20 protein-coding genes and 1 riboswitch are annotated in these 26,590 nt (G+C 70.2%); of the genes, 9 read left to right on the forward strand and 11 right to left on the reverse strand.

The annotated features are described in order from the left end of the window. Positions 1 to 29 precede the first annotated feature (29 nt). The 3 genes from AB0C82_RS22085 to AB0C82_RS22095 are packed head-to-tail and all read right to left on the reverse strand — an operon-like array spanning position 30 to position 2,901. Positions 30 to 941, reverse strand: coding sequence for an ABC transporter ATP-binding protein (locus AB0C82_RS22085; RefSeq protein ID WP_362844604.1), 912 nt, complete (start codon positions 939 to 941; stop codon positions 30 to 32). Then, positions 938 to 1,846, reverse strand: a complete 909-nt coding sequence (locus AB0C82_RS22090) for an ABC transporter permease (RefSeq protein WP_362844606.1) — start codon at positions 1,844 to 1,846, stop codon at positions 938 to 940. Before AB0C82_RS22090 ends, AB0C82_RS22085 begins: the two co-directional genes overlap by 4 nt. Then, the gene (locus AB0C82_RS22095) at positions 1,846 to 2,901 is read right to left on the reverse strand and encodes an ABC transporter ATP-binding protein (RefSeq protein ID WP_362844609.1); all 1,056 of its coding nucleotides are present in this window, start codon (positions 2,899 to 2,901) and stop codon (positions 1,846 to 1,848) included. Before AB0C82_RS22095 ends, AB0C82_RS22090 begins: the two co-directional genes overlap by 1 nt. A gap of 235 nt (positions 2,902 to 3,136) precedes the next feature. On the opposite strand from AB0C82_RS22095, the gene AB0C82_RS22100 reads away from it, so the two are divergent. The 6 genes from AB0C82_RS22100 (at position 3,137) to AB0C82_RS22125 (ending at position 9,480) form a co-directional block, all read left to right on the forward strand. Continuing rightward, a complete protein-coding gene (locus AB0C82_RS22100) occupies positions 3,137 to 3,988 on the forward strand; it encodes a M24 family metallopeptidase (protein ID WP_362844612.1) in 852 nt (283 codons plus the stop codon). Further along, entirely contained in the window at positions 3,985 to 5,757 is a 1,773-nt protein-coding gene (locus AB0C82_RS22105) for an SDR family oxidoreductase (protein WP_362844615.1), read from the forward strand. The genes AB0C82_RS22100 and AB0C82_RS22105 overlap by 4 nt, the downstream gene beginning before the upstream one ends. Continuing rightward, the gene (locus AB0C82_RS22110; protein WP_362844618.1) at positions 5,754 to 6,716 is read left to right on the forward strand and encodes a MerR family transcriptional regulator; all 963 of its coding nucleotides are present in this window, start codon (positions 5,754 to 5,756) and stop codon (positions 6,714 to 6,716) included. The genes AB0C82_RS22105 and AB0C82_RS22110 overlap by 4 nt, the downstream gene beginning before the upstream one ends. A gap of 154 nt (positions 6,717 to 6,870) precedes the next feature. After that, positions 6,871 to 7,413 carry an RNA 2'-phosphotransferase gene (locus AB0C82_RS22115; protein ID WP_362844621.1) on the forward strand — a complete coding sequence of 181 codons (543 nt, stop codon included), beginning with the start codon at positions 6,871 to 6,873 and terminating at the stop codon, positions 7,411 to 7,413. Positions 7,414 to 7,617: 204 nt separating this feature from the next. Beyond that, entirely contained in the window at positions 7,618 to 8,514 is an 897-nt protein-coding gene (locus AB0C82_RS22120) for an LLM class flavin-dependent oxidoreductase (protein WP_362844624.1), read from the forward strand. A gap of 120 nt (positions 8,515 to 8,634) precedes the next feature. Continuing rightward, on the forward strand, positions 8,635 to 9,480 hold the full coding sequence (locus tag AB0C82_RS22125) for a Cof-type HAD-IIB family hydrolase (RefSeq protein ID WP_362844627.1): 846 nt from the start codon (positions 8,635 to 8,637) through the stop codon (positions 9,478 to 9,480). A gap of 51 nt (positions 9,481 to 9,531) precedes the next feature. On the opposite strand, the gene AB0C82_RS22130 is transcribed toward AB0C82_RS22125, so the two are convergent. The 6 genes from AB0C82_RS22130 to hisC form a co-directional block, all read right to left on the reverse strand. After that, positions 9,532 to 10,797, reverse strand: coding sequence for a peptidoglycan DD-metalloendopeptidase family protein (locus tag AB0C82_RS22130; RefSeq protein ID WP_362844629.1), 1,266 nt, complete (start codon positions 10,795 to 10,797; stop codon positions 9,532 to 9,534). A gap of 118 nt (positions 10,798 to 10,915) precedes the next feature. Beyond that, positions 10,916 to 12,622, reverse strand: a complete 1,707-nt coding sequence (locus AB0C82_RS22135) for a GAF domain-containing protein (protein ID WP_362844632.1) — start codon at positions 12,620 to 12,622, stop codon at positions 10,916 to 10,918. Between the two features lie 73 nt (positions 12,623 to 12,695). Continuing rightward, positions 12,696 to 16,193: a thiol reductant ABC exporter subunit CydD gene (gene cydD / locus AB0C82_RS22140; protein WP_362844635.1), complete on the reverse strand. Its 3,498-nt coding sequence runs from the start codon at positions 16,191 to 16,193 to the stop codon at positions 12,696 to 12,698. A 39-nt stretch (positions 16,194 to 16,232) separates the two neighbouring features. After that, positions 16,233 to 17,237: a cytochrome d ubiquinol oxidase subunit II gene (cydB, locus tag AB0C82_RS22145; protein ID WP_362844638.1), complete on the reverse strand. Its 1,005-nt coding sequence runs from the start codon at positions 17,235 to 17,237 to the stop codon at positions 16,233 to 16,235. Positions 17,238 to 17,255: 18 nt separating this feature from the next. Continuing rightward, complete coding sequence (locus AB0C82_RS22150; protein ID WP_362844641.1) at positions 17,256 to 18,767, reverse strand: cytochrome ubiquinol oxidase subunit I; 1,512 nt, start codon at positions 18,765 to 18,767, stop codon at positions 17,256 to 17,258. 314 nt (positions 18,768 to 19,081) lie between these two features. Next, positions 19,082 to 20,161: a histidinol-phosphate transaminase gene (gene hisC / locus AB0C82_RS22155; protein WP_362844643.1), complete on the reverse strand. Its 1,080-nt coding sequence runs from the start codon at positions 20,159 to 20,161 to the stop codon at positions 19,082 to 19,084. A 403-nt stretch (positions 20,162 to 20,564) separates the two neighbouring features. Between hisC and AB0C82_RS22160 the strand changes: the two genes are divergently transcribed. The 3 genes from AB0C82_RS22160 (at position 20,565) to AB0C82_RS22170 (ending at position 23,914) form a co-directional block, all read left to right on the forward strand. After that, positions 20,565 to 21,686 (forward strand): LacI family DNA-binding transcriptional regulator, encoded by a 1,122-nt coding sequence (locus AB0C82_RS22160; RefSeq protein WP_185299675.1) that lies wholly within the window; start codon positions 20,565 to 20,567, stop codon positions 21,684 to 21,686. A 174-nt stretch (positions 21,687 to 21,860) separates the two neighbouring features. Then, on the forward strand, positions 21,861 to 22,919 hold the full coding sequence (locus tag AB0C82_RS22165) for a metallophosphoesterase (protein ID WP_362844646.1): 1,059 nt from the start codon (positions 21,861 to 21,863) through the stop codon (positions 22,917 to 22,919). Positions 22,920 to 23,101: 182 nt separating this feature from the next. Next, entirely contained in the window at positions 23,102 to 23,914 is an 813-nt protein-coding gene (locus tag AB0C82_RS22170) for a hypothetical protein (RefSeq protein ID WP_362844649.1), read from the forward strand. Positions 23,915 to 23,993: 79 nt separating this feature from the next. On the opposite strand, the gene AB0C82_RS22175 is transcribed toward AB0C82_RS22170, so the two are convergent. Together AB0C82_RS22175 and thiC are read right to left on the reverse strand one after the other, a co-directional pair. Next, the gene (locus AB0C82_RS22175; RefSeq protein ID WP_362844652.1) at positions 23,994 to 24,350 is read right to left on the reverse strand and encodes a DUF805 domain-containing protein; all 357 of its coding nucleotides are present in this window, start codon (positions 24,348 to 24,350) and stop codon (positions 23,994 to 23,996) included. Between the two features lie 306 nt (positions 24,351 to 24,656). Continuing rightward, positions 24,657 to 26,459 carry a phosphomethylpyrimidine synthase ThiC gene (gene thiC, locus AB0C82_RS22180; RefSeq protein WP_362844655.1) on the reverse strand — a complete coding sequence of 601 codons (1,803 nt, stop codon included), beginning with the start codon at positions 26,457 to 26,459 and terminating at the stop codon, positions 24,657 to 24,659. Beyond that, positions 26,452 to 26,585, reverse strand: a riboswitch (TPP riboswitch). Its footprint overlaps the gene before it by 8 nt. Between the last annotated feature and the right edge of the window lie 5 nt (positions 26,586 to 26,590).

The following is a 26,590-nucleotide window of genomic DNA, read 5'->3' on the forward strand; positions in this document are numbered from 1 at the left end:
ACGCTTCACAGCTCCTTTCAGGCCACTACTCAGGCCGCTACGAGATAGGAAAAGACCGATTCGAGGGACTCGTCGGACGGCGAGACGGTCAGCAGCCGGATGCCGTGTTCCCGTGCCACCTTCGGCAGGAGCTCGGTGAAGCGCCCGAAGTCCACGGCCTGGATGCGCAGGGCCCGTTCGCTCAGGTCGACCTCGATGCCCGCGGTGGACGGGTCGGCGATGAGCGCGGCGGCGAGTGCGCGGTCGTCGCTGGACCGTACGAGATAGCGGTGCGGCCGGTCCGTCATCAGCCGGCGGATGCGCCGGAAGTCACCGGACGCCGCGTGACGGCCGGCGACGATCACCTCGATGTGCGAGGCCAGTTGCTCGACCTCTTCGAGGATGTGCGACGAGAAGAGGACCGTGCGGCCCTCCGCGCCCATCCGGCGCAGCAGCTCCATGAGCTGCATGCGCTGACGCGGGTCCATCCCGTTGAACGGCTCGTCGAGCAGCAGCACTGACGGCTCGTGGACCAGCGCGGACGCCATCTTCACGCGCTGGCGCATGCCCTTGCTGTACGTCGAGATCTTGCGGTCCTGCGCGGGCTCCATCTCGACGGTTGCCAGGGCCTTGCGGGCCTCCTCGTCGCCGAGCCCGTGCAGTTCGGCGTTGGCGACGACGAACTCACGGCCGGTCAGGAAGTCGTACATGCCCTCCCGCTCGGGGACGATGCCGATCTCCTTGTAGACCGCCTCGTTGCGCCAGATCGTCCTGCCGTCGAGCGTGACCGTCCCCGTCGACGGGGCGAGGAACCCGGCCATCATGTTGATCAGCGTGGACTTTCCCGCGCCGTTCGGGCCGAGCAGGCCCGTGACCCCCGGGCCCACCGCCATGCTGACGTCGTTGACGGCGACCACGTTGCCGAACCAGCGCGAGGTGTGGTCGATCTCGATGGTGGTCACAGCCCGACCTTCCGGTAGCGGCGCATCAGCACGGCGTACGAGCCGGCGACGAGCGCGAGTACAACGATCAGATACGCCACTCCGGCACCCGCTCCGGGGCCCGTCCCGCCGGGGAAGGCGGAGGTCGCGCCGAGGAACGCGGTCTGGACACCGTCGATCAGCGTGATCGGCGAGAAGAGCCCCAGCCACGGCACCGCGCCGGTGGATCCCGTCTCCCAGGCGATGGCCTGGACCGTGGAGACCGCCCCGTAGGTGATCGTCAGCACGGCGATCACCGCGGCGACGCCGAAGCCACGACGCGGGGTGAGGGCCGCCATCACCAGGCCGAGGCCGGCGAACAGGACGGACAGCAGCGCCACCGACACCAGCCCCTGCCCGAATCCCTCGGTCTGTGTGGCGAAGTCGAACTTCGCGAGCAGCGCACCCGCGTACAGGATGACGAGCGGGGCCGCCGTGAGGATGAAGAGCGCCGAGGCCATGGCCGCGTACTTCGCGACCACGTAGTCGCCGCGTTCGATCGGCCGGGAGAAGTACAGCGGGATGCTCTTGAACCGCAGGTCCCGGGAGACCGACTGCGGCGCCTGGGAGGCGATGAACAGCCCGATCACGGCCTGCAGGTAGATCGCGAACGCCGTGTACTCGATGGGCAGCTTCGTCATGCCGGGCGTGGCGATGGCCACCGCCACGATGATCAGGGCGACCAGGCACATCACCCCGCACAGCAGCATCGGGAGCACCTTGGACTTCGCGGAACGCCCCAGTCCGAACGAGCCCCTGAGGGACTGCGAGAAGAGCGACCGGCGCGCGTAGGCGCGGCCCAGGCGCGGACCGTCGTAGGAGCGGTAGCCGATGTTGTGGATACGGGAGCTGTCGCCCCCGGTCACGGTCCCGGTGTCGGTGCTCATCACGAACCGTTCCCCTTCTGCGTTGCGGCGCCGACGGCCGCGGCAGGCGCCGCGGTGACCGCTTGCGGCGCCTCTTCGGTACGGAAGACCTCGGCGATGTGGTGGCGCCGCTGTTCCATCCGTACGAGGCCGAGTCCGAGCCCGGCGACGCTGTCGCGGACGATGTCGTACGTCTCCTCGCCGGCCGCCTCGATCAGGAGGATGTGGCCCGCCCCGGGCAGTCCCTCCAGGTCGAGGCCGTCGAGGCCGATCAGCGGGACGCCCGCCCCGGTGAGGACCTTGCGCAGTGCGGCGGTGCCGTCGGGGTGGGTGTCGCTGTCGGTGACCTCGACCGCGAGGGTCGTGGTGGTCTGGGTGAAGTCGCTGGTCGAGCTCGACCGCAGCAGGCTGCCACCGTCGACGACGACCACGTGGTCACAGGTGCGTTCGAGTTCGCCCAGGAGGTGGGAGGTGACGAGCACGGAGATGCCGAAGTCGGTGTGGATACGGCGGATCAGGCCGAGCATCTCGTCGCGTCCGACCGGGTCCAGGCCGTTGGTCGGCTCGTCGAGCAGGACCAGCTGCGGGTCGTGGACGAGTGCCTGGGCCAGCTTCACGCGCTGCTTCATGCCGGTCGAGTAGCCGCCGATGGGACGGTAGCGCTCCTCGTAGAGACCGACGTGGCGCAGCGTGTCGGCGGTGCGCTCACGCGCCGCCGTAGGAGGCAGGCCGGACATCCGCGCCATGTGCACGACGAACTCGGTCGCCGAGACGTCGGGCGGCAGGCAGTCGTGCTCGGGCATGTATCCGACGCGCTCCCGGATGGCGGCGCCACTGGTGGCGACGTCGAGCCCGAGCACCGCGGCCCGGCCTTCGGTGGCGGGGGACAGACCCAGCAGGATCTTGATCAGTGTGGACTTGCCGGCCCCGTTGGAACCCACCAGGCCGGTTACGCCGGGTCCGATGTCCAGGGTGAGCCGGTCAAGCGCGGTCACCCGGGGGAACCGCTTGCTCAGGCTTTCGGTCACGATCACAGTCACGTCTACGAAGGTAGTGGCGTGGCCCACAGGGGTCATCAGACCTGGCGGCTGTATCCGCGTCAGTCTCCAGGCGTACGGACCCGTAGGGGGACCCCACAGGGGAGGACGTCAGGATTCCGGGGTGGCCGGCCCTCCGCGTCCGTCCACAGGTCGTGCCGATGCCCTGTCCACAGGTCTCCGCACACCCCTTGACGTAGCCGCCGGGCATTGTCACATTCATCAGTGTCACGTTACGGGCACGTACCGCGCACGTCAGGGAACGGACGGTTGCATGACCTCGGCAGCGAAGGACGGAAAGGCCCCGGAACTGCGGGGGTTCAGAGAAGTGCAACGCCTCGCGTACGACTGCGCGGAGGCGGTGGCGGCCCAGCTCGGACCAGGGGTCACGGAGCGCGAGGCGGCGCGGATGCAGCGCGAGTGGCTGCGTGAGCGCGGGGTGCGGGACTGGTTCCACCTCCCCTTCGCCTGGTTCGGGGACCGCACGGCCTTCGCGGGCTTCAAGGTGCCGCTGCAGTTCTTCCCGACCGACCGGAAGCTCGAACCGGGAATGCCGTTCATCCTCGACATGGCCCCGGTCCACAAGGGCTTCACCGCGGACATCGGCTATTCCGGCTGCCTCGGACTCAGCCCGCTGCACGACAGACTCCTGGCCGATCTGGAAGCCCACCGCGAGCTGATTCTGCGCGAGGTCCGCGAGCGGCGCTCCCTGCGCGAGATCTACGAGGACGTGGAGCGCCTCATGATCCGGCAGGGGTACGCGAACCGGCACCGGGCGTATCCCTTCGGGGTCATCGCCCACAAGGTCGACCGCGTCACCGAACGGCGCTGGTCACCACGTGTCTTCGGATTCGGCACCCAGGCGCTCAAGGGGCTGGCGAGCGACGCCCTGCACGGCCATCGGGACGGCTGGTCGCCGCTGTGGAGTCCGTACCGCTTCTCCGACCATCTGCCGCAGCCCGGGCTGTGGGCGGTGGAACCGCACCTCGGATTCCGGGGTACGGGTGCGAAGTTCGAGGAGATCCTGGTCGTCACGGACTCCAAGGACCCCGAACAGAGCGCGTTCTGGCTCGACGACGATCTGCCGCACGTGCGGCGCTGGGCAGAGGAGAAGGTGGCGGCGTGAAGCTGCGTGAAGCGCGCGAGCGCTGGGTCCGCACGGGCGGCATCGAGCTGTGCGTCGCCGAGCTGGGCGACGACTCGAAGCCGACGGTCGTGCTGGTGCACGGCTACCCGGACAGCAAGGAGGTCTGGTCGGAGGTGGCGTCACGGCTGGCCGAGGAGTGGCACGTCGTGCTGTACGACGTGCGCGGCCACGGCAGGTCGACGGCGCCCTCCCCCCTGCGGGGCGGCTTCACGCTGGAGAAACTGACGGACGACTTCCTGGCCGTGGCGGACGCGGTGAGCCCTGACCGGGCGGTGCACGTCGTGGGCCACGACTGGGGATCGGTGCAGGCGTGGGAGTTCGCCACGGTCGGGCGGACCGAGGGGCGGATCGCCTCCTTCACCTCGATGTCCGGACCCTCGCTCGACCACTTCGGGCACTGGATCAAGCAGCGCATGACCCGGCCAACACCGCGCAGGATCGGCCAGCTGCTGGGCCAGGGCGCCAAGTCCTGGTACGTGTACATGCTGCACACGCCGGTCCTGCCCGAGCTCGCCTGGCGGGGGCCGCTCGGCAAGCAGTGGCCGCGGATACTCCAGCGCATGGAGAAGGTGCCCGCGGGCGACTACCCGACGCCGTCCCTGCCCCAGGACGCCGCCCACGGAGCCTGGCTCTACCGTGACAACGTCCGTTCCCGGTTGCGCAGGCCCCGGACCGACGCGTACTCCCATGTCCCCGTCCAGCTCATCACCCCGACCGAGGACTTCTTCCTCTCGGAGTCGCTGTACGACCGACTGGAACTGTGGGCACCGCAGTTGGTCCGCAGAGCGCTGCCCGCCAAGCACTGGGTGCCGCGCACCAGGCCGGACCAGTTGTCCGCCTGGATCAGTGAGTTCGTCGCGGCCAACGAGGCGGCGCGGCGGGACGGTACGCCGGCCCAGGGTCCCGTCGCGACCGGGGCGTACGCCGACCGGTTCGGCGGCCGGCTGGTCCTGGTGACGGGAGCCGCCGGGGGAATCGGCCGGGCTACGGCCTTCGCGTTCGCCGAGGCGGGCGCCAGGGTGGTGGCGGTGGACCGCGACGGGGAGGGCGCGGCCCGCACGGCGGAGATGGCCCAGCTGATCGGCTCCCCCGCCGCCTGGGGCGAGACGGCCGATGTCAGCGACGAGCAGGCGATGGAGAAGCTCGCCGAGAAGGTCGCCCGGGAGTACGGCGTCGTCGACGTGCTGGTCAACAACGCGGGGATAGGACTGTCCGGCTCCTTCCTGGAGACGACGAGCGAGGAATGGAAGAACGTCCTCGACGTCAATCTGTGGGGGGTCATCCACGGCTGCCGGATCTTCGGCAAGCAGATGGCCGACCGCGGCCAGGGCGGCCACATCGTCAACACGGCGTCCGCCGCCGCCTACCTGCCCTCGCGGGCCCTGCCCGCGTACAGCACGTCGAAGGCGGCTGTACTGATGCTCAGCGAGTGCCTGCGGGCCGAGCTGGCGGAGAAGTCGATCGGTGTGACCGCGATCTGCCCCGGCATCGTGAACACGAACATCACGGCGACCACCCGGTTCGCCGGGACGGACGCGGCGCAGGAGAAGCGCCTCCGGAGCCGGACCAGCAGGCTCTACGGGCTCCGGAACTACCCGCCGGAGAAGGTCGCCGACGCGATCCTCAAGGCCGTGGTGCGCAATCAGGCCGTCGTACCGGTCACCCCGGAGGCCCGGGGCGCCCGGCTGCTGTCCCGGGTGAGTCCTGGGCTGCTGCGTGGCATCGCCCGTCTGAAGCCGCCGCTGTGACCGGCGCCGGCGGGGGTCACGGGAACGGGCAGGCGGCCCCGGAGGGCCGGCCCGGCGCCGAGTACCGCATCGAGGACCTGGCTCACGCCAGCGGCGCCACGGTCCGCACCATCCGCGCCTACCAGGACCGTGGGCTGCTGCCCACTCCGGAGCGGCGGGGCCGGGCCAACGTCTACCGGTACACGCACCTGGCCCGGTTGCGGCAGATCGCGGATCTGCTGGACCGCGGCTACACCCTGGCCAGCATCAAGGAGTTGCTGGAGGCGTGGGACGCGGGACGCGGTCTGGGCGGCGTGCTCGGCCTGGTCGCCGAGGTGCACGGCCCGTGGAGCGATGAGGAGGCGGGCCGGATCACCCGCGCCGACCTGGACGCGCGGTTCGGTTCCACGCAGGACGAAGCGGCCGTCGACGAGGCGGTTGCGCTCGGCGTACTCGAACGCGTCCCGGGCAAGGAGGACGAGTTCCTGGTCCCGAGCCCACAAGAGCTCTCCGTGGCAGCGGAGTTGTACGCGGCCGGCGTTCCGCTCACCGCAATCTCCGGCCATCTGAGGGAGCTTCGCGGGCAGGTCGAGCACATCGCCTCCCGTTTCCTTGAGTTCACCACCGAGCACGTCTTCGCCCGCTACCTGGGCCACACTCCGCCGACGGACGCGGACGCGGCGGAGGCGGCGTCCATGGTGCGGCGGCTGCGCCCGCTGGCCCAGCAGACGGTGGACGCCGAACTGGCCCGCGCCATGCGGATGTTCGCGACCCGTCACCTGAACCATCACCTTGGCTCCGGGGAACTGACCGACGGCCTCGCCCCCCGTCCGGTGCACCTGCCCGCGGAGACAATGCGGGCTGTCCAGGCGCTGGTCGGGGCCGAGCAGGTGGAAGCGTTCGTGGCGGCGGCCACCGAACGCGAGGTACAGGCCAGGACATTGGACTCTCTTGCCGCATCTCACGCAAAGGATAGCTAAGTTGGTCAAGTAGCTCTTTTCGTAAGTCACTTGTCCACAGAAACGCCAAAACCCCTGTGGATAAACGCAGTTGGCTGTGGATCAAACCCCCGCACCCCTTTACTCCAGAAGAAATCGGGATGCGCGGGGCACCCGGTGGGAGCACCCTGGACGGATGGACGACAAACGCGCCATCAAGGTGTCGAAATACCTCTCGCGCCACCTCAGACACCAGCCCGAGCGCATCGGCCTCACGCTCGACGCCCAGGGCTGGGTGGACATCGACGACCTCCTGCGAGCAACCGCCGCACAGGGATTCGCCCTCACCCGCGACGAACTCGACCATGTGGTCGCGGCCAACGACAAACGTCGCTTCACCGTGGACGGCGACCGCATCCGGGCGAACCAGGGCCACACCGTCCCCGTGGACCTCGGACTGCCTCCGGCCGAACCGCCCGCGTACCTCTACCACGGCACCGTCGGCCACGCCCTGAGCTCGATCCGCGCGGAAGGGCTGCGCCCCATGGACCGCCACCACGTCCATCTCTCCCCCGACCGCGAGACAGCGACCCGCGTCGGTGCGCGGCGCGGGTCGCCCGTCGTGCTGTCGGTGGACTCCGGGGCGATGCACCGGGCGGGTCACACCTTCCACGTGAGCGCCAACGGCGTCTGGCTGACCGACACCGTGCCACCGGAGTTCCTTCGCCTGCCCGGCTGAGCGCGGGGCCGCCGCGCCGGGGTGCGAGGCCTCTGTGGAGATCGTCAAGGTTCATGACCGGCAGGATGCCGAGCTCGGCCCCTGTCCGGAAGAACGGCTCGGAGACCGGGGCATCGATTTCCAGCCTGGTCCCGCGCGTCCGGGGCGGCAACCGCGCGCCGCCCCCCGCATCCTGACCGGGCCCTTCGGCCGTATCGTCGGACCATGCATTTGAGCGCCCTGATTCTGCCCATCCACCGCTGGAGCGAAGGCCGGAAGGTCTGGCAGCGGGCCGAGGACCTGGGCTTCCACGCCGCGTACACCTACGACCACCTGGCCTGGCGGACCTTCCGCGACGGACCATGGTTCGGCGCGATCCCGACGCTGACGGCAGCGGCCGCGGTCACCGAACGGATGCGCCTCGGCACGCTCATCACCTCGCCCAACTTCCGGCACCCGGTGACGCTCGCCAAGGACCTCATCACGCTCGACGACGTCTCGGGCGGACGCATCACCCTCGGCATCGGCGCCGGAGGAAACGGCTTCGACGCCACGACACTGCGCCGGTCCGACGAGGCCGCGTGGACCCCGCGCGAACGCGCCGACCACCTCGACGAATTCGTCCCGCTCCTCGACCAGCTGCTGCGGGAACCCTCCGTCACGTACGAGGGCGAGTTCTACGCGGCCAACGAGGCCCGCAACATCCCCGGCTGCGTCCAGCGCCCCCGGCTCCCCTTCGCCGTGGCGGCCACCGGCCCCCGTGGGCAGAAGCTCGCCGCCCGGTACGGCCAGGGGTGGGTGACCACCGGTGACCCGAAGCTGTACGAGACGGGCACGCCGGAGCAGTCCGTGGCGGCCATGCGCCGGCAGCTCGACGGGCTGGAGGCGGCAGGCGCCGCGGTCGGCCGCGACACCACGGCGCTCGACAAGGTCCTGCTCACCGGTTTCACCCCGGACCGCCCGCTGGACTCCTTCGACGCCTTCGTGGACTTCGCGGGCACACACTTCGGGCTCGGGTTCACCGAGATCGTCATCCACTGGCCGGTCCCCGGCTCCGACTTCGCCGCCGACGAGAAGGTCTTCGAACGGATCGCCACGGAAGGCCTGGCGCAGCTGCGCTGAATCGCCGCCCACGGGTCCCGGGGCACATGCCGCCGGCATGTTCTGCTGCTCAGAGGCATGTGCCCCTCACATGGGCGCCCCTCCGCACACCCGTGCACTTCCGTACGGGAGAATGACGGGGTGACCTCAGCTACCGACTCGCCTCTGCCTGCCGTAACCCGGCTGATCGCCACCGACCTGGACGGCACCCTGCTGCGCGACGACAAGACCTTGTCGGACCGCACGGTCGCCGCCCTCTCGGCGGCCGAGGAGGCCGGGATCGAGGTCTTCTTCGTCACCGGCCGCCCCGCCCGATGGATGGACGTCGTCAGCGACCACGTCCATGGTCACGGCATGGCGATCTGCGCGAACGGCGCCGCCGTCGTCGACCTGCGCGCCGACGGCCGGCCGCTCATGGTCCGGTCGTTGGAGCGGGATGCCGCCCTCGCGGCGATCCGCACGCTGCGCGAGGTCGCCCCGGGCACCTCGTTCGCCGTCGAGTTCACCACCGGCATCCACTACGAACCGGCCTACCCGCCGTTCCACCTGGACCCGGGCGCCACCGTCGCCACCGCGGAGAAGCTGCTCCAGGCCGACTCGCCGGGCTCCGGCGCACCGGTGATCAAGCTCCTGGCCCACCATGGCGAACTGGCCCCGGACGCGTTCCTCGCGCTGGCCCGCGGCGCCGCCGGTGAGCTGGCCTCCATCACCCGGTCCAGTCCCACGGCCCTCCTGGAGATCAGCGGACCGGGGGTGTCCAAGGCGAGCACCCTCGCCCTGTGCTGCGCCGAGCGCGGCATCGACCGGTCCGAGGTCGTCGCCTTCGGCGACATGCCCAACGACGTCGAGATGCTGGGCTGGGCGGGCGCCTCGTTCGCGATGGACAACGCCCACCCCGACGCGGTGGCCGCCGCTTCCGGACGGACGGCCACGAACAACGAGGACGGTGTGGCCGTCGTCATCGAGCGGATCCTCGCCGCCCGCTGACCACTCCGCAACCGCTCGGCCCCTCTGACGTGCGCCCCCGACGGGTGCACGTCAGAGGGTCACGCCGTGCTCGTGCAGCCAGCGCACCGGGTCGACGCCCGACCCGAGGAAAGGCGTGAGCCGTACCTCGAAGTGGAGGTGCGGCCCGGTCGAGTTCCCGCTCGTGCCCGCCTGACCGATCCACTGCCCGGCCCGGACCTGTTCGCCCTGGTCCACCGTGACACCCGCCAGATGGGCGTACTGCGTGTAGTAGCCGCCCGGATGGCCCACCACGACCTCCACGCCGAACGCGCCGCCGCACGTCACCGAGACCACCCGGCCCCAGCCGACCGAGCGCACCGGGGTGCCGATGTCCACGGCGAAGTCCTGCCCTGTGTGCCGGCTCGCCCAGTACGCGCCGACGCTGTCGAACCCCGCCGAGAGCGTGTATCCCTCCACCGGTGCCACCCAGCTCGGGCCGGCGTCGGGCCCGCCCGGCTGCCCGATCCGTACCGCACCGGCGCACTTGCCCGCCGCGACACTGCGGTCCGCCTCGCTCTGGAGCCGCTGCTGTGCGGATGCCAGCTTGTCCGCGATGCCTTGCTTGACCGCCGCCAGCCGTACGAGAGCACCGTCCACGGCCTGCCAGGCGGCTCTGGCCCTGCGCTCACCGTCGGCCAGGGTGCGTTCGGCGTGCTGAGCGCGTTCCAGCAGCCGGGTCACGGCCAGCTCGGCCTGCCAGGCCACCTGGCGGCCTCGCAGCAACTCCTGGGGATCGTCGGCGAGCAGCAGTTGGGCGGCGTACGAGAAACCGACACCGCCGGTCCGGTACTCGGCGCGGGCGACCCTGCCCAGGTCCGAATGGATCGCGTCGAGCGTGCGCCGCTGCCCTTCGAGGAGCCCGTCGAGGCGGGACGCCTTCGCCCGCTGCGTGAGCGCTGCGCGTCTGCCGCGCTCGTACGTCTCGGTGGCCTGCGCCGCCTCCTGGTACAGGCGGGCGACGGCGGCGCCTGCGGGAAGCCCGGACAGCGGCCCGGACAGGGGACCGGACAACGGCCCCGACGGAGGACCGGGCGCGGGACCGGGCACGGGACCCGGTGGCAGGCCGGGCGCCAGCCCTGGCTGCTGATCTGTCGACGGGACGGGCGCCGGACCCGGCGCCGGATCGCGCGTGGCGGACAAGGGCACGGCCGGAGCCGGCAGGGCCACCGCGTCCCGCCCCGGCGCCGCCCACAGGGCGGCCAGGGCCGACAACGCGCAGCACAGCAGCACGACCATCCGCTCACGCCGCCGGTGGCGGCGTCCGGGGCGACAGTGACTCAGCACGGCGGAACGCATTTCCGGATCGTCACCCCGCCCGGCCCCGAATCCCGGGACCCCGAGGTGTCGTACCGCCACCCGGCCTACCGGGCCCCGGGCCACGCGGCAGGCTCAGCCACGCTGCCGGGCCCGGCCGTCAGAGCGGCGCCTCCCACACCACCGTCGCCCCGCCCCCCTCCTCCCCGATCCCGGGGCCGAACCAGCTGGCGCCGCCGAGCGACTCCGCGCGGCGGGCCAGGTTGCGCAGGCCGCTGCGCCGCCCGCCCTCCGGGATGCCGACCCCGTCGTCGGCGACCGAGAGGCGTACCCCGTCGCGCCCGTCCGGCAGGGTGACGGTCGCGTCGACGACCACGTCGATGAGGGAGGCGCCGGCATGTCTGAACGCGTTGGAGAGCGCCTCGCGCAGGGCCGCGATGAGGTTCTTCCCCGTGAGTTCACCCACGAGTGAATCGACCGGGCCGACGAAGTGGTGCGAGGGCTTGAAGCCCAGCGGCACCGCGGCCATGTTGATCTCCCGCAGCACGCGTGTGCGCAGTCCCGAAGGCGCTTCGGCCGGTTCCTGCTGGAGGGCGAAGATGGCCGTGCGGATCTCCTGGATCGTGACGTCCAGTTCGTCGACGGCCCGTCCGACCCCGGTCTGCACCTCGGGCACCACCGACCTCCGCTGAGCGCTCTCCAGCATCATTCCGGTGGCGAACAGCCGCTGGATGACGAGGTCATGGAGGTCACGGGCGATCCGGTCGCGGTCCTCGTACACCGCGAGCCGCTCACGGTCGCGCTGGGCGTCGGCCATCATCAGCGCGAGCGCGGCCTGCGAGGCGAACTGGGTGGCGAGTGTCCGCTCCGCCTCCGAGAAGGGCCGCGCTCCCCGGCCGCGCGGGGTGGCGAGTGCGCCGAGCACCCGGCCGCCGCTGTGCAGGGGCAGGAACATGCTCGGGCCGAACTGACCGGCCAGCCTCGTGACCAGGCGTTCGTCGGACGCCGGGTCGTCCACGAACACGGCCTGCCCTTCGAGGAGCATCGCCACGACGGGGCTGTCCCGCGGAACGATGACTCCGAGCGAGTCGGACGGGTTGTCGGCGGAGACCGCGACGATCTCCAGCCCGCCGTCCGCCGTCGGCAGCATCACGATCCCCGCGGCTGCGTCGGCCAGGCGACGAGCCTGTTCCGCGACGACCGACAGCGCGTCGTCCGCGTCCCCACCGGAAAGCAGGGCCGTCGTGACGGCCACCGATCCGTCGATCCACCTCTCGCGCTGCCGGGCCGCCTCGTACAGCCGGGCGTTGCCGATCGCGATCCCGGCCTCGGTGGCGAGCACCCGCACCATGTGCAGGTCGTAGTCGTTGAACTCGCTCGCCCCCTGCTTCTCAGCGAGGTAGAGATTGCCGAAGATCTCCCCCTGGACGCGGATCGGCACTCCGAGGAACGTGCGCATCCGTGGGTGGCCCGGCGGGAATCCGGCGGCCCGCGGGTCGGCGGTCAGATCGGCCAGCCGGAGCGGTACGGGATCGTGGATCAGCGCACCGAGGAGGCCCTTCTGTCCGTCGGGCCGGTGCCCGATCTCCCGCGCCACGTCGTCCGGTACGCCGTGGGTGACGAAGTCGGAGAGCCCCTTGCCGGTGTCGTCGACGACCCCGATCGCGGCGTAACGGGCACCGGCGAGCTCGGCCGCCGTCTCGCAGATGCGGTCCAGCGTGGAGTGCAGTTCCAGGCCCGTTCCGACCGAGCGCATGGCCTCCAGCAGCTGAGGAACCCGGGCGGTGAGCTCGGTGGAGAGACCCTGCAGGCTGCGCGTGGCCCGGGTCGCGGCTTCGAGTGAGTCCTTCGGGTCCGGCTCTGCCATGCACCGAGCCTAATTAGTCCCATTTAGCGAGGAAAGTCGGGAACGGGCCCGCCCATCGTTCCCGACCCCTCCGTCAGACGAGCGCGCTGTCCCGTTCCAGCTCCAGCATCCGGAGCAAAGGCCCTTCCGCACCGGCGAGATCGGCATACGCACCGCGCTGCACCACCCGGCCGGCGTCCAGCACGATCACCTCGTCGACCGCGTCGAGTCCCTCCAGCCGGTGGGTGATCAGGAGGGTCGTACGCCCCCTGGTCGCCGTCAGCAGATCCGCGGTCAGCGCGTCCGCCGTCGCCAGGTCGAGGTGCTCCGCGGGCTCGTCCAGGACGAGCACGGGGAAGTCGGCGAGCAGCGCGCGGGCCAGTGCGAGCCGCTGCCGCTGACCGCCGGAGAGCCGGGCGCCGTGTTCACCCACCAGGGTGTCGAGCCCGTCGGGCAGCGAGTCGGCCCACTCCAGCAGCCGGGCCTGCGCCAGGGCGTCCCGCAGCTCACCGTCCGTCGCTCCGGTACGGGCGAGGCGCAGGTTCTCGCGGATGGAACTGTCGAAGACATGGGCGTCCTGGGCACACAGCCCCACGAACGTACGGACGGTGTCCCCGTCCAGTGCGGACGCCTCGACACCGCCGATCCGGTACGTCCCGGCCCGCGCGTCCAGGAAGCGGAGCAGAACCTGTGCCAGCGTCGACTTGCCCGAGCCCGAGTGCCCGACCACGGCGACGCGCCGGCCGGCGACGAGCGTCAGATCGACGGAGTCCAGGGCGTCCCGTGAGGCTCCCGCGTACCGCGCGGACAGCCCCCGCACCTCCAGCGGGAACGGCGAACCCGGCGCGGCGGCGGGGACGGCGGGCTCCAGCACCGGCACCGGCGCGTCCAGCACCTCGTACACGCGCTCCGCGCTCCGCTTCACCCGCCCGCGGTACTGCGCGGCGAGCGGCAGCCCCGTCACCGCCTCGAACGCGGCCAGCGGCGTCAGCACGACCACCGCGAGCGCCACGCCCGCCAGTCGGCCGTCGTGCACCGCCGGGAGGGCGACGAGCGCGGCTCCGACCACCGTGAGGCCGCAGATCAGGGCGGAGAGCCCGCCGCCGAGCGCGGTAGCGGTCGCCGCGCGGGAGGCGATCCGGGTCAGATCCCCGTCCGCCTCGCGCACCCGACGGCTGCGGTCCCGCAGCGCACCCGCGACCGTCAGTTCGGCGGTCCCGGTGAGCAGGTCGGTGACCCTCGTGGCCAGCACGGCCCGCGCGGGGGCCAGTTGACGCTCCACGTGCCGGGCGCACGCGCCGCTCACCAGGGGCACGCCCACCCCGGCGAGCAGGAGGCCGGCAGCGAGGACGACGCCTGCCTCGGGGAGCAGCCAGCCGGTGAATCCGACGGCCGCGCCACCGACGACGACCGCGGTCCCCACCGGGAGCAGCCAGCGCAGCCAGTAGTCCTGCAGCGCGTCCACGTCGGCCACGAGGCGCGACAGGAGATCGCCGCGCCGCGTCGTACGCAGACCGGCCGGCGCGATCCGTTCCAGCCCCCGGTACACGGCGACCCGAAGCTCCGCGAGCATCCTGAGCACCGCGTCGTGGGAGACGAGGCGCTCGGCGTACCGGAAGACCGCGCGGCCGATCCCGAAGGCGCGGGTGCCGGTCACGGCGACCATGAGATAGAGAACCGGAGGCTGTTCGGAGGCACGGGAGATCAGCCATCCCGACACGGCCATCAGACCGACGGCCGATCCCACGGCGAGGCTGCCCAGCAGCAGGGCCAGCCCGAGCTTTCCGTGCTGCCCGCCGGCGGCCTCCCTGACCCTGGCCAGGACGTGCCCCGCCCTCGGCGCGGTGTCGTTGAACACTCCCTCGGAGACCTCGGCCGGCGTGGAGTGGGCGCCGGGCAGCGGCGCCGTCGGCCGCCCTGTCTCCCCGTCCGCGGTCAGCGCGGCGAGGGTCCGGGCCTCCCCCGGCTCCAGCGTCACCACACGGTCGGCGACCGACAGCAGCGCCGGGCGGTGCACGACGAGAAGGACGGTCCGGCCCGCCGCCAGCCTCCGTACCGCCTCGACGATCCCCGCCTCCGTCTCGCCGTCCAGGTTCGCGGTCGGCTCGTCGAGCAGGAGCAGCGGGCGGTCGGCGAGGAACGCCCGGGCCAGGGCGAGGCGCTGGCGCTGCCCCGCCGAGAGCCCCGCGCCGTCCTCGCCGAGCGGTGTGTGCGCCCCCTGCGGGAGGTCCGCGACGAAACCGGACGCGCCCGCGTCCCGCAGCGCCGCCGCCACCGCGTCGTCGTCCGCGTCCGGGCGGGCCAGCCGTACGTTCTCGGCGATCGTGCCGGCGAAGAGGTGCGGACGCTGCGGTACCCAGGCGATCCGTTCGCGCCAGCGTTCCGGGGAGAGCTCGGCCAGTCCGGTTCCGCCGATCCGTACGTGGCCCTCGTCGGGTACCGCGAAGCCCAGCACCACCTGCAGGAGCGTGGACTTGCCGACCCCGCTGGGTCCGACGAGTGCGACGGTCTCACCCGGCTCCACCACCAGCGAGGCACGGTCCAGAGACGGTTCGGCGCGCCCCGGGTGGCGGACCGTGACCCCGTCGAGCTCCAGCCGCAGCTCCGCGGGGACGTCCTTCCTGCCTTCCGCCCGGGGCTCGGTCTCCAGGACCGCGAAGATCTCCTCCGCGGCCGAGAGCCCCTCGGCGGCCGCGTGGTACTGCGCGCCGACCTGCCGGATGGGCAGGTACGCCTCCGGCGCCAGGATCAGGATCACCAGACCGGTGTAGAGGTCCAGTTCACCGTGGACGAGCCGCATCCCGATGGTCACGGCGACGAGGGCCACCGACAGTGTCGCCAGGAGTTCCAGTGCGAAGGACGACAGGAACGCGATCCGCAGGGTCCGCAGGGTGGCCTGCCGGTACTCCGAGGTGATGGCCCGGATCGATTCGGCCTGCGCCTTGGCCCGACCGAAGACCTTCAGTGTCGGCAGCCCGGCGACCACGTCGAGGAAGTGCCCGGAGAGCCGTGAGAGCAGCCGCCACTGCCGGTCCATCCGGGACTGGGTGGCCCAGCCGATCAGGATCATGAAGAGCGGGATGAGCGGCAGCGTGACCACGATGATCGCGGCGGAGACCCAGTCCTCCGTGACGATCCTGGCCAGGACCGCGAGCGGCACCACCACCGCGAGCCCCAGCTGCGGCAGATAGCGCGCGAAATAGTCGTCGAGCGCGTCGACACCCCGGGTGGCCAGTGCCACCAGGGAGCCGGTGCGCTGTCCGCTCAGCCAGTCGGGTCCGAGCTGCGCGGCCCGCTCCATGAGGCGGCCGCGCAGTTCGGACTTGACCGCCGCACCGGCCCGGTACGCGGCCAGTTCGGTGAGCCAGGCCACCAGGGCCCGGCCCGCGGCGACCGCGGCGAGCAGCAGCAGAGGTGTGCGGAGTCCGGAGAGGGAGAGCCCTTCCTCGAATCCGCCCACCACCACTTCGGCGATGAGCATCGCCTGGGCGACCACCAGCGCCGCCCCGACGAGGCCGAGTGCCACCACGGCAGCCAGGAAGAGGCGGGTTGCCCGGGCGTACCGGAGCAGACGCGGGTCGATCGGTTTCACGTGAAACAGCTCCCAGAGAGCTCGCTGCGGCCGGTGCGGTCAGTGAGGCGCGTCGGCGATGTGCTGTGTGCCGATGCGCTTGCGGAACACCCAGTAGGTCCAGCTCTGGTAGAGCAGGACGAGGGGAGTGGCGATGCCCGCGCACCAGGTCATGATCGTCAGGGTGTACGGGGTGGACGAGGCGTTGGTGACCGTGAGGTTCCAGGCGTCGTTCAACGAGGACGGCATGACGTTCGGGAAGAGCGTCAGGAACAGCATGGCGACGGCCGCCACGATGGTCAGGCCGGAGAGTGCGAACGCCCAGCCCTCACGCCCTGCCCCGGCCGCGACGATCGCGGCCACCAGCGCCCCGGCCGCGACGATCATGGCCAGCAGGCTCCAGCTGTCACCGTTGTCCAGCTGGGTCCAGCCGAGGAAGACCAGCGCGAGGACCGCGGTGACCGGCCCCAGCCCGAGCGCCAGCTTGCGGGCGCGTTCCCGGATGTCCCCCACCGTCTTGAGCCCGGCGAACACCGTGCCGTGGAAGGTGAAGAGGGAGAGCGTGACCAGTCCGCCGAGGAGGGCGTACGGGTTGAGCAGGTCCCAGAGATTGCCGACGTACTCCATGTCGGCATCGATCTTCACCCCGCGCACGATGTTCCCGAAGGCCACGCCCCAGAGCACGGCCGGGATCAGCGAGGTCCAGAAGATCGCGTGCTCCCAGTTGGTCTGCCACTTCTCCTCCGGCCGCTTCGACCGGTACTCGAAGGCGACTCCGCGCACGATCAGGCAGAGCAGGATGATCAGCAGCGGCAGGTAGAAGCCGGAGAAGAGCGTGGCGTACCACTCGGGGAAGGCGGCGAAGGTCGCGCCGCCGGCGGTGAGCAGCCAGACCTCGTTGCCGTCCCAGACGGGGCCGATCGTGTTGATCAGGACCCGGCGTTCCTTGCGGTCGCGGGCCAGCACCTTGGTGAGAACCCCGATGCCGAAGTCGAATCCCTCCAGGAAGAAGTAGCCCGTCCAGAGGACGGCGATGAGTACGAACCAGACGTCGTGGAGTTCCATCTCTCAGCTCCTCTGCTCTCAGTAGGAGAAGGCCATCGGGCGGTCGGCGTCCTGGTCGTCATGACCGCCGATCCGGGTGGGCGGGTTGAGGTCGGCCTCGGTGAGTTCCGGCGGTCCGGCCTTGATGTACTTCACGAGCAGCTTGACCTCGATCACGGCGAGCACCGCGTAGAGCAGGGTGAAGAGGGCCATCGAGGCGATCACCTCGCCCTGCGAGGTGCCGGGGGAGACGGCGTCGCGGGTCTGGAGCACTCCGTAGACGACCCAGGGCTGACGCCCCATCTCGGTGAAGATCCAGCCCCAGGAGTTGGCGATCAGCGGGAAGAGCAGCGTCCACAGGGCGACGAACCAGTAGAGCCTGGTGAGCTTCGGGCTCAGCGCCTTGTTCCGGAAGAGGACCAGATTGGGCACCTCGTCCTCGCCGGTCCTCATCGCCTCCGGCAGCAGGAACCTCTTCCTGGTCAGCCACAGTCCGAGCATCCCGAGACCGAAGGACGCCATGCCGAAACCGATCATCCAGCGGAAGCTCCAGAAGGCCACCGGGATGTTGGGCCGGTAGTCGCCGGGCCCGTACTTCTCCTGCTCCGCCTTGTTGATGTCGTTGATGCCGGGGACGTAGGAGTCGAAGGTGTCGTCGGCCAGGAATGACAGCACTCCGGGGATCGAGATCTCCACGGAGTTGTGGCCCTTGCTGACGTCTCCGTACGCGAAGATCGAGAACGGAGCGGCGTTCTGTCCGTCCCACAGCGCCTCGGCGGCAGCCATCTTCATCGGCTGCTGCTTGAACATCACCTTGCCCAGCCGGTCACCGCTGACGGCGGTGAGCAGGCCGGCGATCACCACGGTGATGAGCCCGAGCCGCAGGGACGTCCGCATGACGGGGATGTGCTTCTTGCGGGCCAGATGGAAGGCGGCGATGCCGACCATGAAGGCTCCACCGACGAGGAAGGCCGCCGTGATGGTGTGGAAGAACTGGGTGACCGCGGTGTTCTGCGTGAGCACGAGCCAGAAGTCGGTGAGTTCCGCGCGGCCGCGTTCCTCGTTCATGCGGTAACCCACCGGGTGCTGCATCCAGGAGTTCGCCGCCAGGATGAAGTACGCGGAGAGGATCGTGCCGAGGGAGACCATCCACATGCAGGCGAGGTGGATCTTCTTCGGCAGCTTGTCCCAGCCGAAGATCCACAGCCCGATGAACGTGGACTCGAAGAAGAACGCGATCAGCGCCTCGAAGGCGAGCGGGGCACCGAAGACATCGCCGACGAAGCGGGAGTAGTCCGACCAGTTCATTCCGAACTGGAACTCCTGCACGATGCCGGTGACGACACCCATGGCGATGTTGATCAGGAAGAGCTTCCCCCAGAACTTCGTCGCTCTGAGGTACTTCTCGTTGCTCGTCCGCACCCAGGCGGTCTGCAGGCCGGCAGTGAGCGCGGCGAGGGAGATCGTCAGAGGGACGAACAGGAAGTGGTAGACGGTCGTAATGCCGAATTGCCATCGCGCCAGGGTTTCCGGCGCCAGAGCTAGGTCCACGTCGTCGTTCTCCTTACGGGGCCGTGTTCACCAGGGCGCTCCGCCCCCTTTGTCCCCCCGATCAAGGGAGGAACCGGGACACGCTTGTGAACGCGTTCACATTCACAAGCAATTATGGCGCACAGGCTTTCGGGAGGTTCGATCGGGGGTCCCTTCAAGCCATCCGGACACCGGGCCCCTGGCCCGCACAGCACGGTGGCCCCGGACCTCGGCGATCGAGGTCCGGGGCCACCGGCACATGAAGGGGCGGAACGACTACCGCCGGGACAGGGACCGCTACGGCCCGGAAAACCGGCGGCGGTCCCGTGCCGCGCTCACCACTCCTTGCGGTACGACTCCGTCACCTTGAGGAACACGTCATTGGCCTCGGCCTCGCCGATCGTGACCCGCACGCCCTCGCCCGCGAACGGCCGGACGATCACCCCGGCCCGCGCGCACGCCGCCGCGAAGTCGACCGTGCGGTCCCCGAGCCGCAGCCAGACGAAGTTCGCCTGGGAGTCCGGCACCGTCCAGCCCTGCCGCACCAGCTCCTCGTGTACCCGGGTGCGCTCGCAGACGAGCGTGCCGACCCGGCCCATCAGCTCGTCCTCGGCCCGGAGCGAGGCCACGGCGGCGTCCTGGGCGAGCTGGCTGACGCCGAAGGGGACGGCAGTCTTCCGCAGCGCGGCCGCGACCGGCTCGTGAGCCACCGCGAAGCCGACCCGCAGGCCGGCGAGGCCGTACGCCTTGGAGAAGGTCCGCAGCACCGCGACGTTGGGCCGCTCCCGGTAGATCTCGATGCCGTCCGGCACCTCGACGTCCCGGACGAACTCCTTGTACGCCTCGTCGAGGACCACCAGCACGTCGCTCGGCACCCGGTCCAGGAACCGCTCGAGTTCGGCCCTGCGGACCGCCGTGCCGGTCGGGTTGTTCGGATTGCAGACGAAGATCAGCCGCGTGCGGTCGGTGATCGCGTCCGCCATCGCGTCCAGATCGTGCACATCGCCGTCGGTCAGCGGAACCTTCACCGAGGTCGCGCCGCTGACCTGCGTGATGATCGGGTACGCCTCGAAGGAGCGCCAGGCGTAGATGACCTCGTCCCCCGGGCCCGACGTGGCCTGAAGCAGCTGCTGCGCGACCCCGACCGATCCCGTACCGGTGGCCAGGTGCGAGACAGGTACACCGAACCGGTCCGCCAGCTCGTTCATCAGCCCGGTACACGTCATGTCCGGGTAGCGGTTGAAGTTCGCGGCCGCGCCGAGCGCGGACTCCATCACACCGGGCAGCGGGGGGAACGGATTCTCGTTGGAGGAAAGCTTGAAGGCGACCGGTCCGCCGGCCGCCGCCGCCTTGCCCGGCACATAGGCGGGCACACCGTCCAGCTCGGCGCGCAGCTTGGGGCTCGTATCGCTCACCGCAGGTCCTCCTCGACCGTCCGTCCACATCAATACTGCTCACCTTATGAGGATTCGGCTCCACTGCGAATGGCGAGAGCCGGGTTTCGTCCCCTGTGCCGGGAAGCGCACGGAATGGTCCCGGGCGGTCGCGCCCAGCGAGGGGGAGCGTTTCCCATTCCGCCGCGCGCCGGTGGCTCACTCCGTGGCGCGCATCCCTCGAAGAGGTGAGTTGAGACCTCTTCGAGACATCGGTCATTTGGCAGGTCCATCCACTTCGGCACATGACACACTGGTGACGAACCCGCCAACTCCCGTGATTTCCAAGGCAATTAGCACCTTATGATCATGCAGAAACGTGACTGTTGACGGGTGAATATGCGACCGGCCCAACAGCCCGTCCGAGCCCTACTATCGGCTCGCCATGACAGCAGCAGGGAAGCACCAGGTGAGCCGGACAGAGACGCCCCGGCGCAACGGCCGGCAAGGACGGGCGGGCATTCGGGATGTAGCCGCCGCGGCCGGGGTCTCCATCACGACCGTCTCCGACGCGCTCAACGGCAAGGGCAGGCTCCCCGATGCCACCCGCCGCCATGTCCGCGAGGTCGCCGAGCGTCTGGGCTATCGCCCGTCCGCCGCGGCCCGAACCCTCCGTACGGGCAAGTCGGGGCTGATCGGCCTGACCGTGACCACGTACGGGGATGAACCTTTCACCTTCACCGAATTCGCGTACTTCGCGGAGATGGCCAGAGCCGCCACATCAGCGGCGCTCGCCCGCGGCTACGCCCTCGTCATCCTCCCCGCCACCTCCCGACACAGCACCGTCGACGTCTGGTCGAACGTCGCACTGGACGGCACCGTCGTCATCGACCCCTCCGATCAGGATCCGGTCGTCACCGAACTGGTGCGCCAGGGCGTTCCGGTCGTCTCGGACGGCCGCCCGGCCGGATCGCTGCCGGTCACCGCCTGGGTCGACAACGACCACAGGGCCGCCGTGCTCGACCTCCTCGACCATCTCGCCGCCGCCGGAGCCCGCCGCATCGGCCTGCTGACCGGAACCACCACCGACACGTACACGCGGCTCTCCACCACCGCCTACCTCCACTGGTGCGAACGCGTGGGCCAGGACCCGGTCTACGAGTCCTACCCCGCCCACGATCCCTGTGCGGGCGCGGTGGCGGCCGACCGCCTCCTGGCCCGGCCGGACCGGCCCGACGCCGTGTACGGACTCTTCGACCCCAACGGGACGGATCTGCTGGCGGCCGCCCGCCGGTACGGTCTGCGCGTCCCCGAGGACCTGCTGCTGGTCTGCTGCAGCGAGTCGACCGTGTACGCGAGCACCGAACCGCCGATCACGACACTCTCCCTGAAGCCGCGCAGGATCGGCACGGCGGTGGTCCAGCTCCTCATCGACGCCATCGAGGGCGTCGAACACGACGGACCCCTCGAACAGGTGATACCGACCGAGCTCATCGTCCGGACCTCGTCACAGCGCCGCCCGCCACGCACCACGGTCAGCGCTCCGCGCTCACCGGCCGGGGACTGATCGCAACAATTCGGACTAATCAACAAAGGAACCGTCCGTGCGCGCGGATTCACCACCCCTGGTGCGTCACACAGCACGATCCGCATTCCTATGATGGGCGCACGACACCGCGGACCACCTCTACCAGGCAGGGCCCGTCAGGTGTGCGGCGGCGCGACGGTGGTGGAGGGGTCGATGACTCAGGGGGCCGGTCAGGAACCCGTGGTGCGGACGGCGACGTTGCGTGACTTTCGTGTCCCGCCGTATGCGCAGACGCCCGTGCCCCCACGCTCGCCGCATCCCGGCAGCGTGGCCATGGCGAGCGAGCCGCCGGAGGGCTACACGCCCACCGAGCGCGATCTGCCGGTGATCAGGCGCGAGGACACCGTCGAGGTGCGCCCCGTGCCGGAGCAGCGGCCGGCCGCCGACGCGGAGCGCGGTCCGCTCTACGTCGTCGGCGACGTCCACGGCTATCTGGACGAGCTCGTCGCCGCCCTCGCGGAACAGGGCCTGATCGACGCCGACGGGGCCTGGGCGGCGGGCAATGCCCGGCTCTGGTTCCTCGGCGATTTCACCGACCGCGGGCCGGACGGCATCGGCGTCATCGACCTCGTGATGCGGCTGTCCGCGGAGGCCGCCGCGGCAGGCGGCTACTGCAAGGCCCTGATGGGCAATCACGAACTGCTGCTCATCGGCGCCAAGCGCTTCGGCGACACCCCGGTGAACTCCGGCGCGGGCACCGCGACCTTCCAGGCCGCCTGGCTGCTCAACGGCGGCCAGAAGACCGACATGGACCGGCTCCAGGACGTCCACCTCCAGTGGATGTCCCGGCTCGACGCGGTCGTCGAGGAGGACGGGCATCTGCTGATGCACTCCGACACGACGGCGTACCTCGACTACGGCTCCACCATCGAGGACGTCAACGACACGGTGCATGCCATTCTCACGCGTAACGACGCCGACGAGTGCTGGGACGTTTTCCGCAAGCTGACCAAGCGGTTCGCCTTCCGGGACGAGGGCGGGGCCGACGCGGTGCGCGAGCTGATGGCGACGTACGGCGGACAGCGCATCGTGCATGGTCACAGCCCCATTCCGTATCTGCTCGGCGAGGTCGGCTCCGAGGACGGCGAGGACAGTTCGCGGCCCGTCGTGGACGGTCCCCACGTGTACGCGGAAGGGCTCGCCATCGCCATGGACGGCGGCGTGACCATGGCCGGAAAGCTGCTGGTGGTCCAACTCCCCCTGCATGGATGAAGCAGACCGGGGAAGACGCACCACGACCTGACCCTCGCGGATCACCGGGCCTATTTACGGAAACACCCTGTCACCCCGTGCCCTGGGCGCTCTACCATCGGCGTATCAGTCGCAGGCTCTCCTCCGTTTCCGCCCAATTGACCGGTTGACGCGGTCAGTCAGGCCCTACGGAGCATCGGGGGATGCACATGAAAAGCGCTCCGCACCTGCTGGCCGAGGACCGCCCCGAGTACGAGCGGATTCTCGATGACGCACTGCGCCATGCTCATGAGGACCTGGCTCCCGCCGGGGCGGGTGTCCGGCTCAATCCGGAACAGCTCCGCACCATGGCGCTGAACGCCACGGCGCTCATCACCGCGGCCGCCGCCACCGAGTACGAGCACTACGTGAAGGCCCGTGACGACCTGCGCGGCCCCGTGGGTGACACGGCACCCGGGCTCGCGCCGGACGAGGCGCAGGGGACGGGCGCCGGCCTGGGCGCCGTCGTCACCGCTCTGGCGCCCGTCCTCGCCGGGACCGCCGCCGTGATCTTCCTGCTCGTCGGCTATCTGCTCCAGGCACTCGGCCCGGACCTCGCCTTCGCCGCCACCATGGTTACCGCCGGCTGGTTCTTCGCCGCGGTCGCCGCGGCCGCCACCCTGGTCGCCGCCGTCGGACTGCTCCTCACGGCTCTGCGCAACGGATCCACCTCGCTGTCCGCCGGGGCACCGGAGGAGGAACTGCCGGAGGACGTGGCGCGCGCGAGGGACACGTGGCGCGACGCCCTGCTGGAGCGCGGCATCCTCCCGTTCCTGCGGGACGCCCTCGCCGGACCTGCGGCGGGCCCCGCACCCAGGACCACTCACCGCGCCCCGAACCGCATCCCGAAGATGGGCTACAGCAGACCGGACTTCTCCGGCCCGTCCGAGGGGCCGGCCGCCGGCCCGCGCCCGACCTTCAGCAGTCCGGACTTCAGCAGTCCGGACTTCGGCGGGCCGGAGCACCGGCCGGAGTGACCCGCCGCCGCCCCGGTCCGGAACGCACGAAGGCCGGGGCAGCTCTCGGCTGCGCCCGGCCGGTGTGGCGAGAAACGGATCAGACCGCCTGCGGCGCCAGCTTCGGGTTCTCGCCGTACGCGTTCGCCTCCGGCTTGCCGTCCGAGGCGAGGAAGACGAGCAGGACGATCCCGCCGACGAGCGGCACCAGAGAGATCAGGATCCACCAGCCCGAACGGCCGGTGTCGTGCAGCCGGCGCACCATGACCGCGATGGCCGGCACCAGCACGGCGACGAGGTAGATGGCGTAGGGGATCTGCGTGTCGATCGCCACGCCGATGCCCGCGAGCACCGCGGCCACGATGAAGTTGAAGAGTACGAACATCCAGTACTCCTTGCGGCGCGCACGGCCGCTGAAGCCCGCGTAGTTCTTGAGCACGTTCAGGTACCAGGTCATTGGTTTTCCCTCCCCGAGCCTCTGTTTCAGAGGCACACAATTTCAGCCAAGCAAGGCGGAAGGTAAGGCACAGATAAGGAAAGGGTCAAGCCCTGGCCGGGTGCAGCGGAAACGTACACCTACCTGCCGCGCTTCCGTGTCCCTACCGAAGCCGAGCAGCCTTCACAACCAGGACAGTTGGGGCGGGCCCTAGCAAATGAACCCGGGCGGTGGCCCGTTGACCGCCGTGCATACGAAGGCGGCGCCGCCCCAGACACAAAGTGCCCTGGGCGACGCCGCCTTCCGCATCCGCGGTGACCCCTGGAGTCAGTCCGCGATCGGCAGATAGACCCGGTTGCCGGCCGCGGCGAACTCCTTCGACTTCTCCGCCATGCCCGCCTCGATCTCCGTCTGCGAATCCCCGTGCTCGCGGCGGATGTCGTGCGAGATCTTCATCGAGCAGAACTTCGGGCCGCACATCGAACAGAAGTGGGCCGTCTTCGCCGGCTCGGCCGGCAGCGTCTCGTCGTGGAACTCCCGCGCGGTGTCCGGGTCGAGCGCCAGGTTGAACTGGTCCTCCCAGCGGAACTCGAACCGCGCGTCGGACAGCGCGTCGTCCCAGTCCTGCGCGCCCGGGTGGCCCTTGGCCAGGTCGGCCGCATGGGCTGCGATCTTGTACGTGATGACACCGGTCTTCACGTCGTCCCGGTTGGGCAGACCCAGGTGCTCCTTGGGCGTGACGTAACAGAGCATCGCCGTACCCCACCAGGCGATCATCGCGGCGCCGATACCCGAGGTGATGTGGTCGTACGCCGGGGCGACGTCCGTGGTCAGCGGGCCGAGCGTGTAGAACGGCGCCTCCTCGCAGATCTCCTGCTGGAGGTCGATGTTCTCCTTGATCTTGTGCATCGGGACATGGCCCGGGCCCTCGATCATCGTCTGGACGCCGAACCGCTTGGCGATGGTGTTCAGTTCGCCGAGCGTGCGCAGCTCGGCGAACTGCGCCTCGTCGTTGGCGTCGGCGATCGACCCGGGGCGCAGCCCGTCGCCCAGCGAGTACGTCACGTCGTACGTCGCGAGGATCTCGCAGAGTTCCTCGAAGTTCTCGTACAGGAACGACTCCTTGTGGTGCGCGAGGCACCAGGCCGCCATGATCGAGCCGCCGCGCGAGACGATGCCGGTTTTACGCCGCGCCGTCAGCGGGACGTACGGCAGGCGCACTCCGGCGTGGACCGTCATGTAGTCGACGCCCTGCTCCGCCTGCTCGATGACCGTGTCCTTGTAGACCTCCCAGGTCAGCTCCTCCGCACGGCCGTCGACCTTCTCCAGCGCCTGGTAGAGCGGCACGGTGCCGATCGGGACGGGTGCGTTGCGCAGGATCCACTCGCGCGTCGTGTGGATGTTGCGGCCGGTGGACAGGTCCATGACCGTGTCGGCGCCCCATTGGGTCGCCCACGTCATCTTGTCCACCTCCTCCTCGATGCTCGAGGTGACCGCGGAGTTGCCGATGTTGGCGTTGACCTTCACCAGGAATCGCTTGCCGATGATCATCGGCTCGATCTCCGGATGGTTGACGTTGACCGGCATGACGGCCCGGCCCGCGGCGATCTCCTCGCGAACGACCTCGGCCTCGACGTTCTCCCGGATCGCGACGTACTCCATCTCCGGGGTGATGTCGCCGCGCCTGGCGTACGCGAGCTGGGTGACGGGCCGTCCGTCCCGGCTGCGGCGCGGCTGCCTCGGACGGCCGGGGAAGACCGCGTCGAGGTTGCGCAGGCCGCCTCGGGGCGAGGTGTGCTTGACGCCGTCGTCCTCGGGGCGGCCGGGCCGGCCGGCGTACTCCTCGGTGTCCCCGCGGGAGATGATCCAGTTCTCGCGCAAAGGCGCGAGGCCGCGCCGGACGTCGGTGTCGATGGTGGGATCGGTGTACGGCCCCGACGTGTCGTACAGCGTCACGTCCTTGCCGTTGGTGAGGTGCACCTGACGAACCGGCACCCGGAGGTCAGGGCGTGAACCCTGGACGTATCCCTTGTGCCAGCCGATGGACTTCCCGGTCGCGCCATTCGGTGCGTCCTGCGCATTCTGCGCATTCTGCTCCGAGGCAGGCGTGCGTGCGTCCGCTGTGGTCATGAGACCTACTCCCTACGCCGGCATTACCCGGTAACAGGTTCGGCGGTCGGCGCAGCCTGTTCCGTACCGGTGTACGGAGGTCAGCGCCCTCTCAGCCCGGTGCTCCGAGCTCCCGCGTGTGCAAAGGTGCC

The organism is Streptomyces sp. NPDC048560 (assembly GCF_040650955.1).
Taxonomy (GTDB): Bacteria; Actinomycetota; Actinomycetes; order Streptomycetales; family Streptomycetaceae; genus Streptomyces.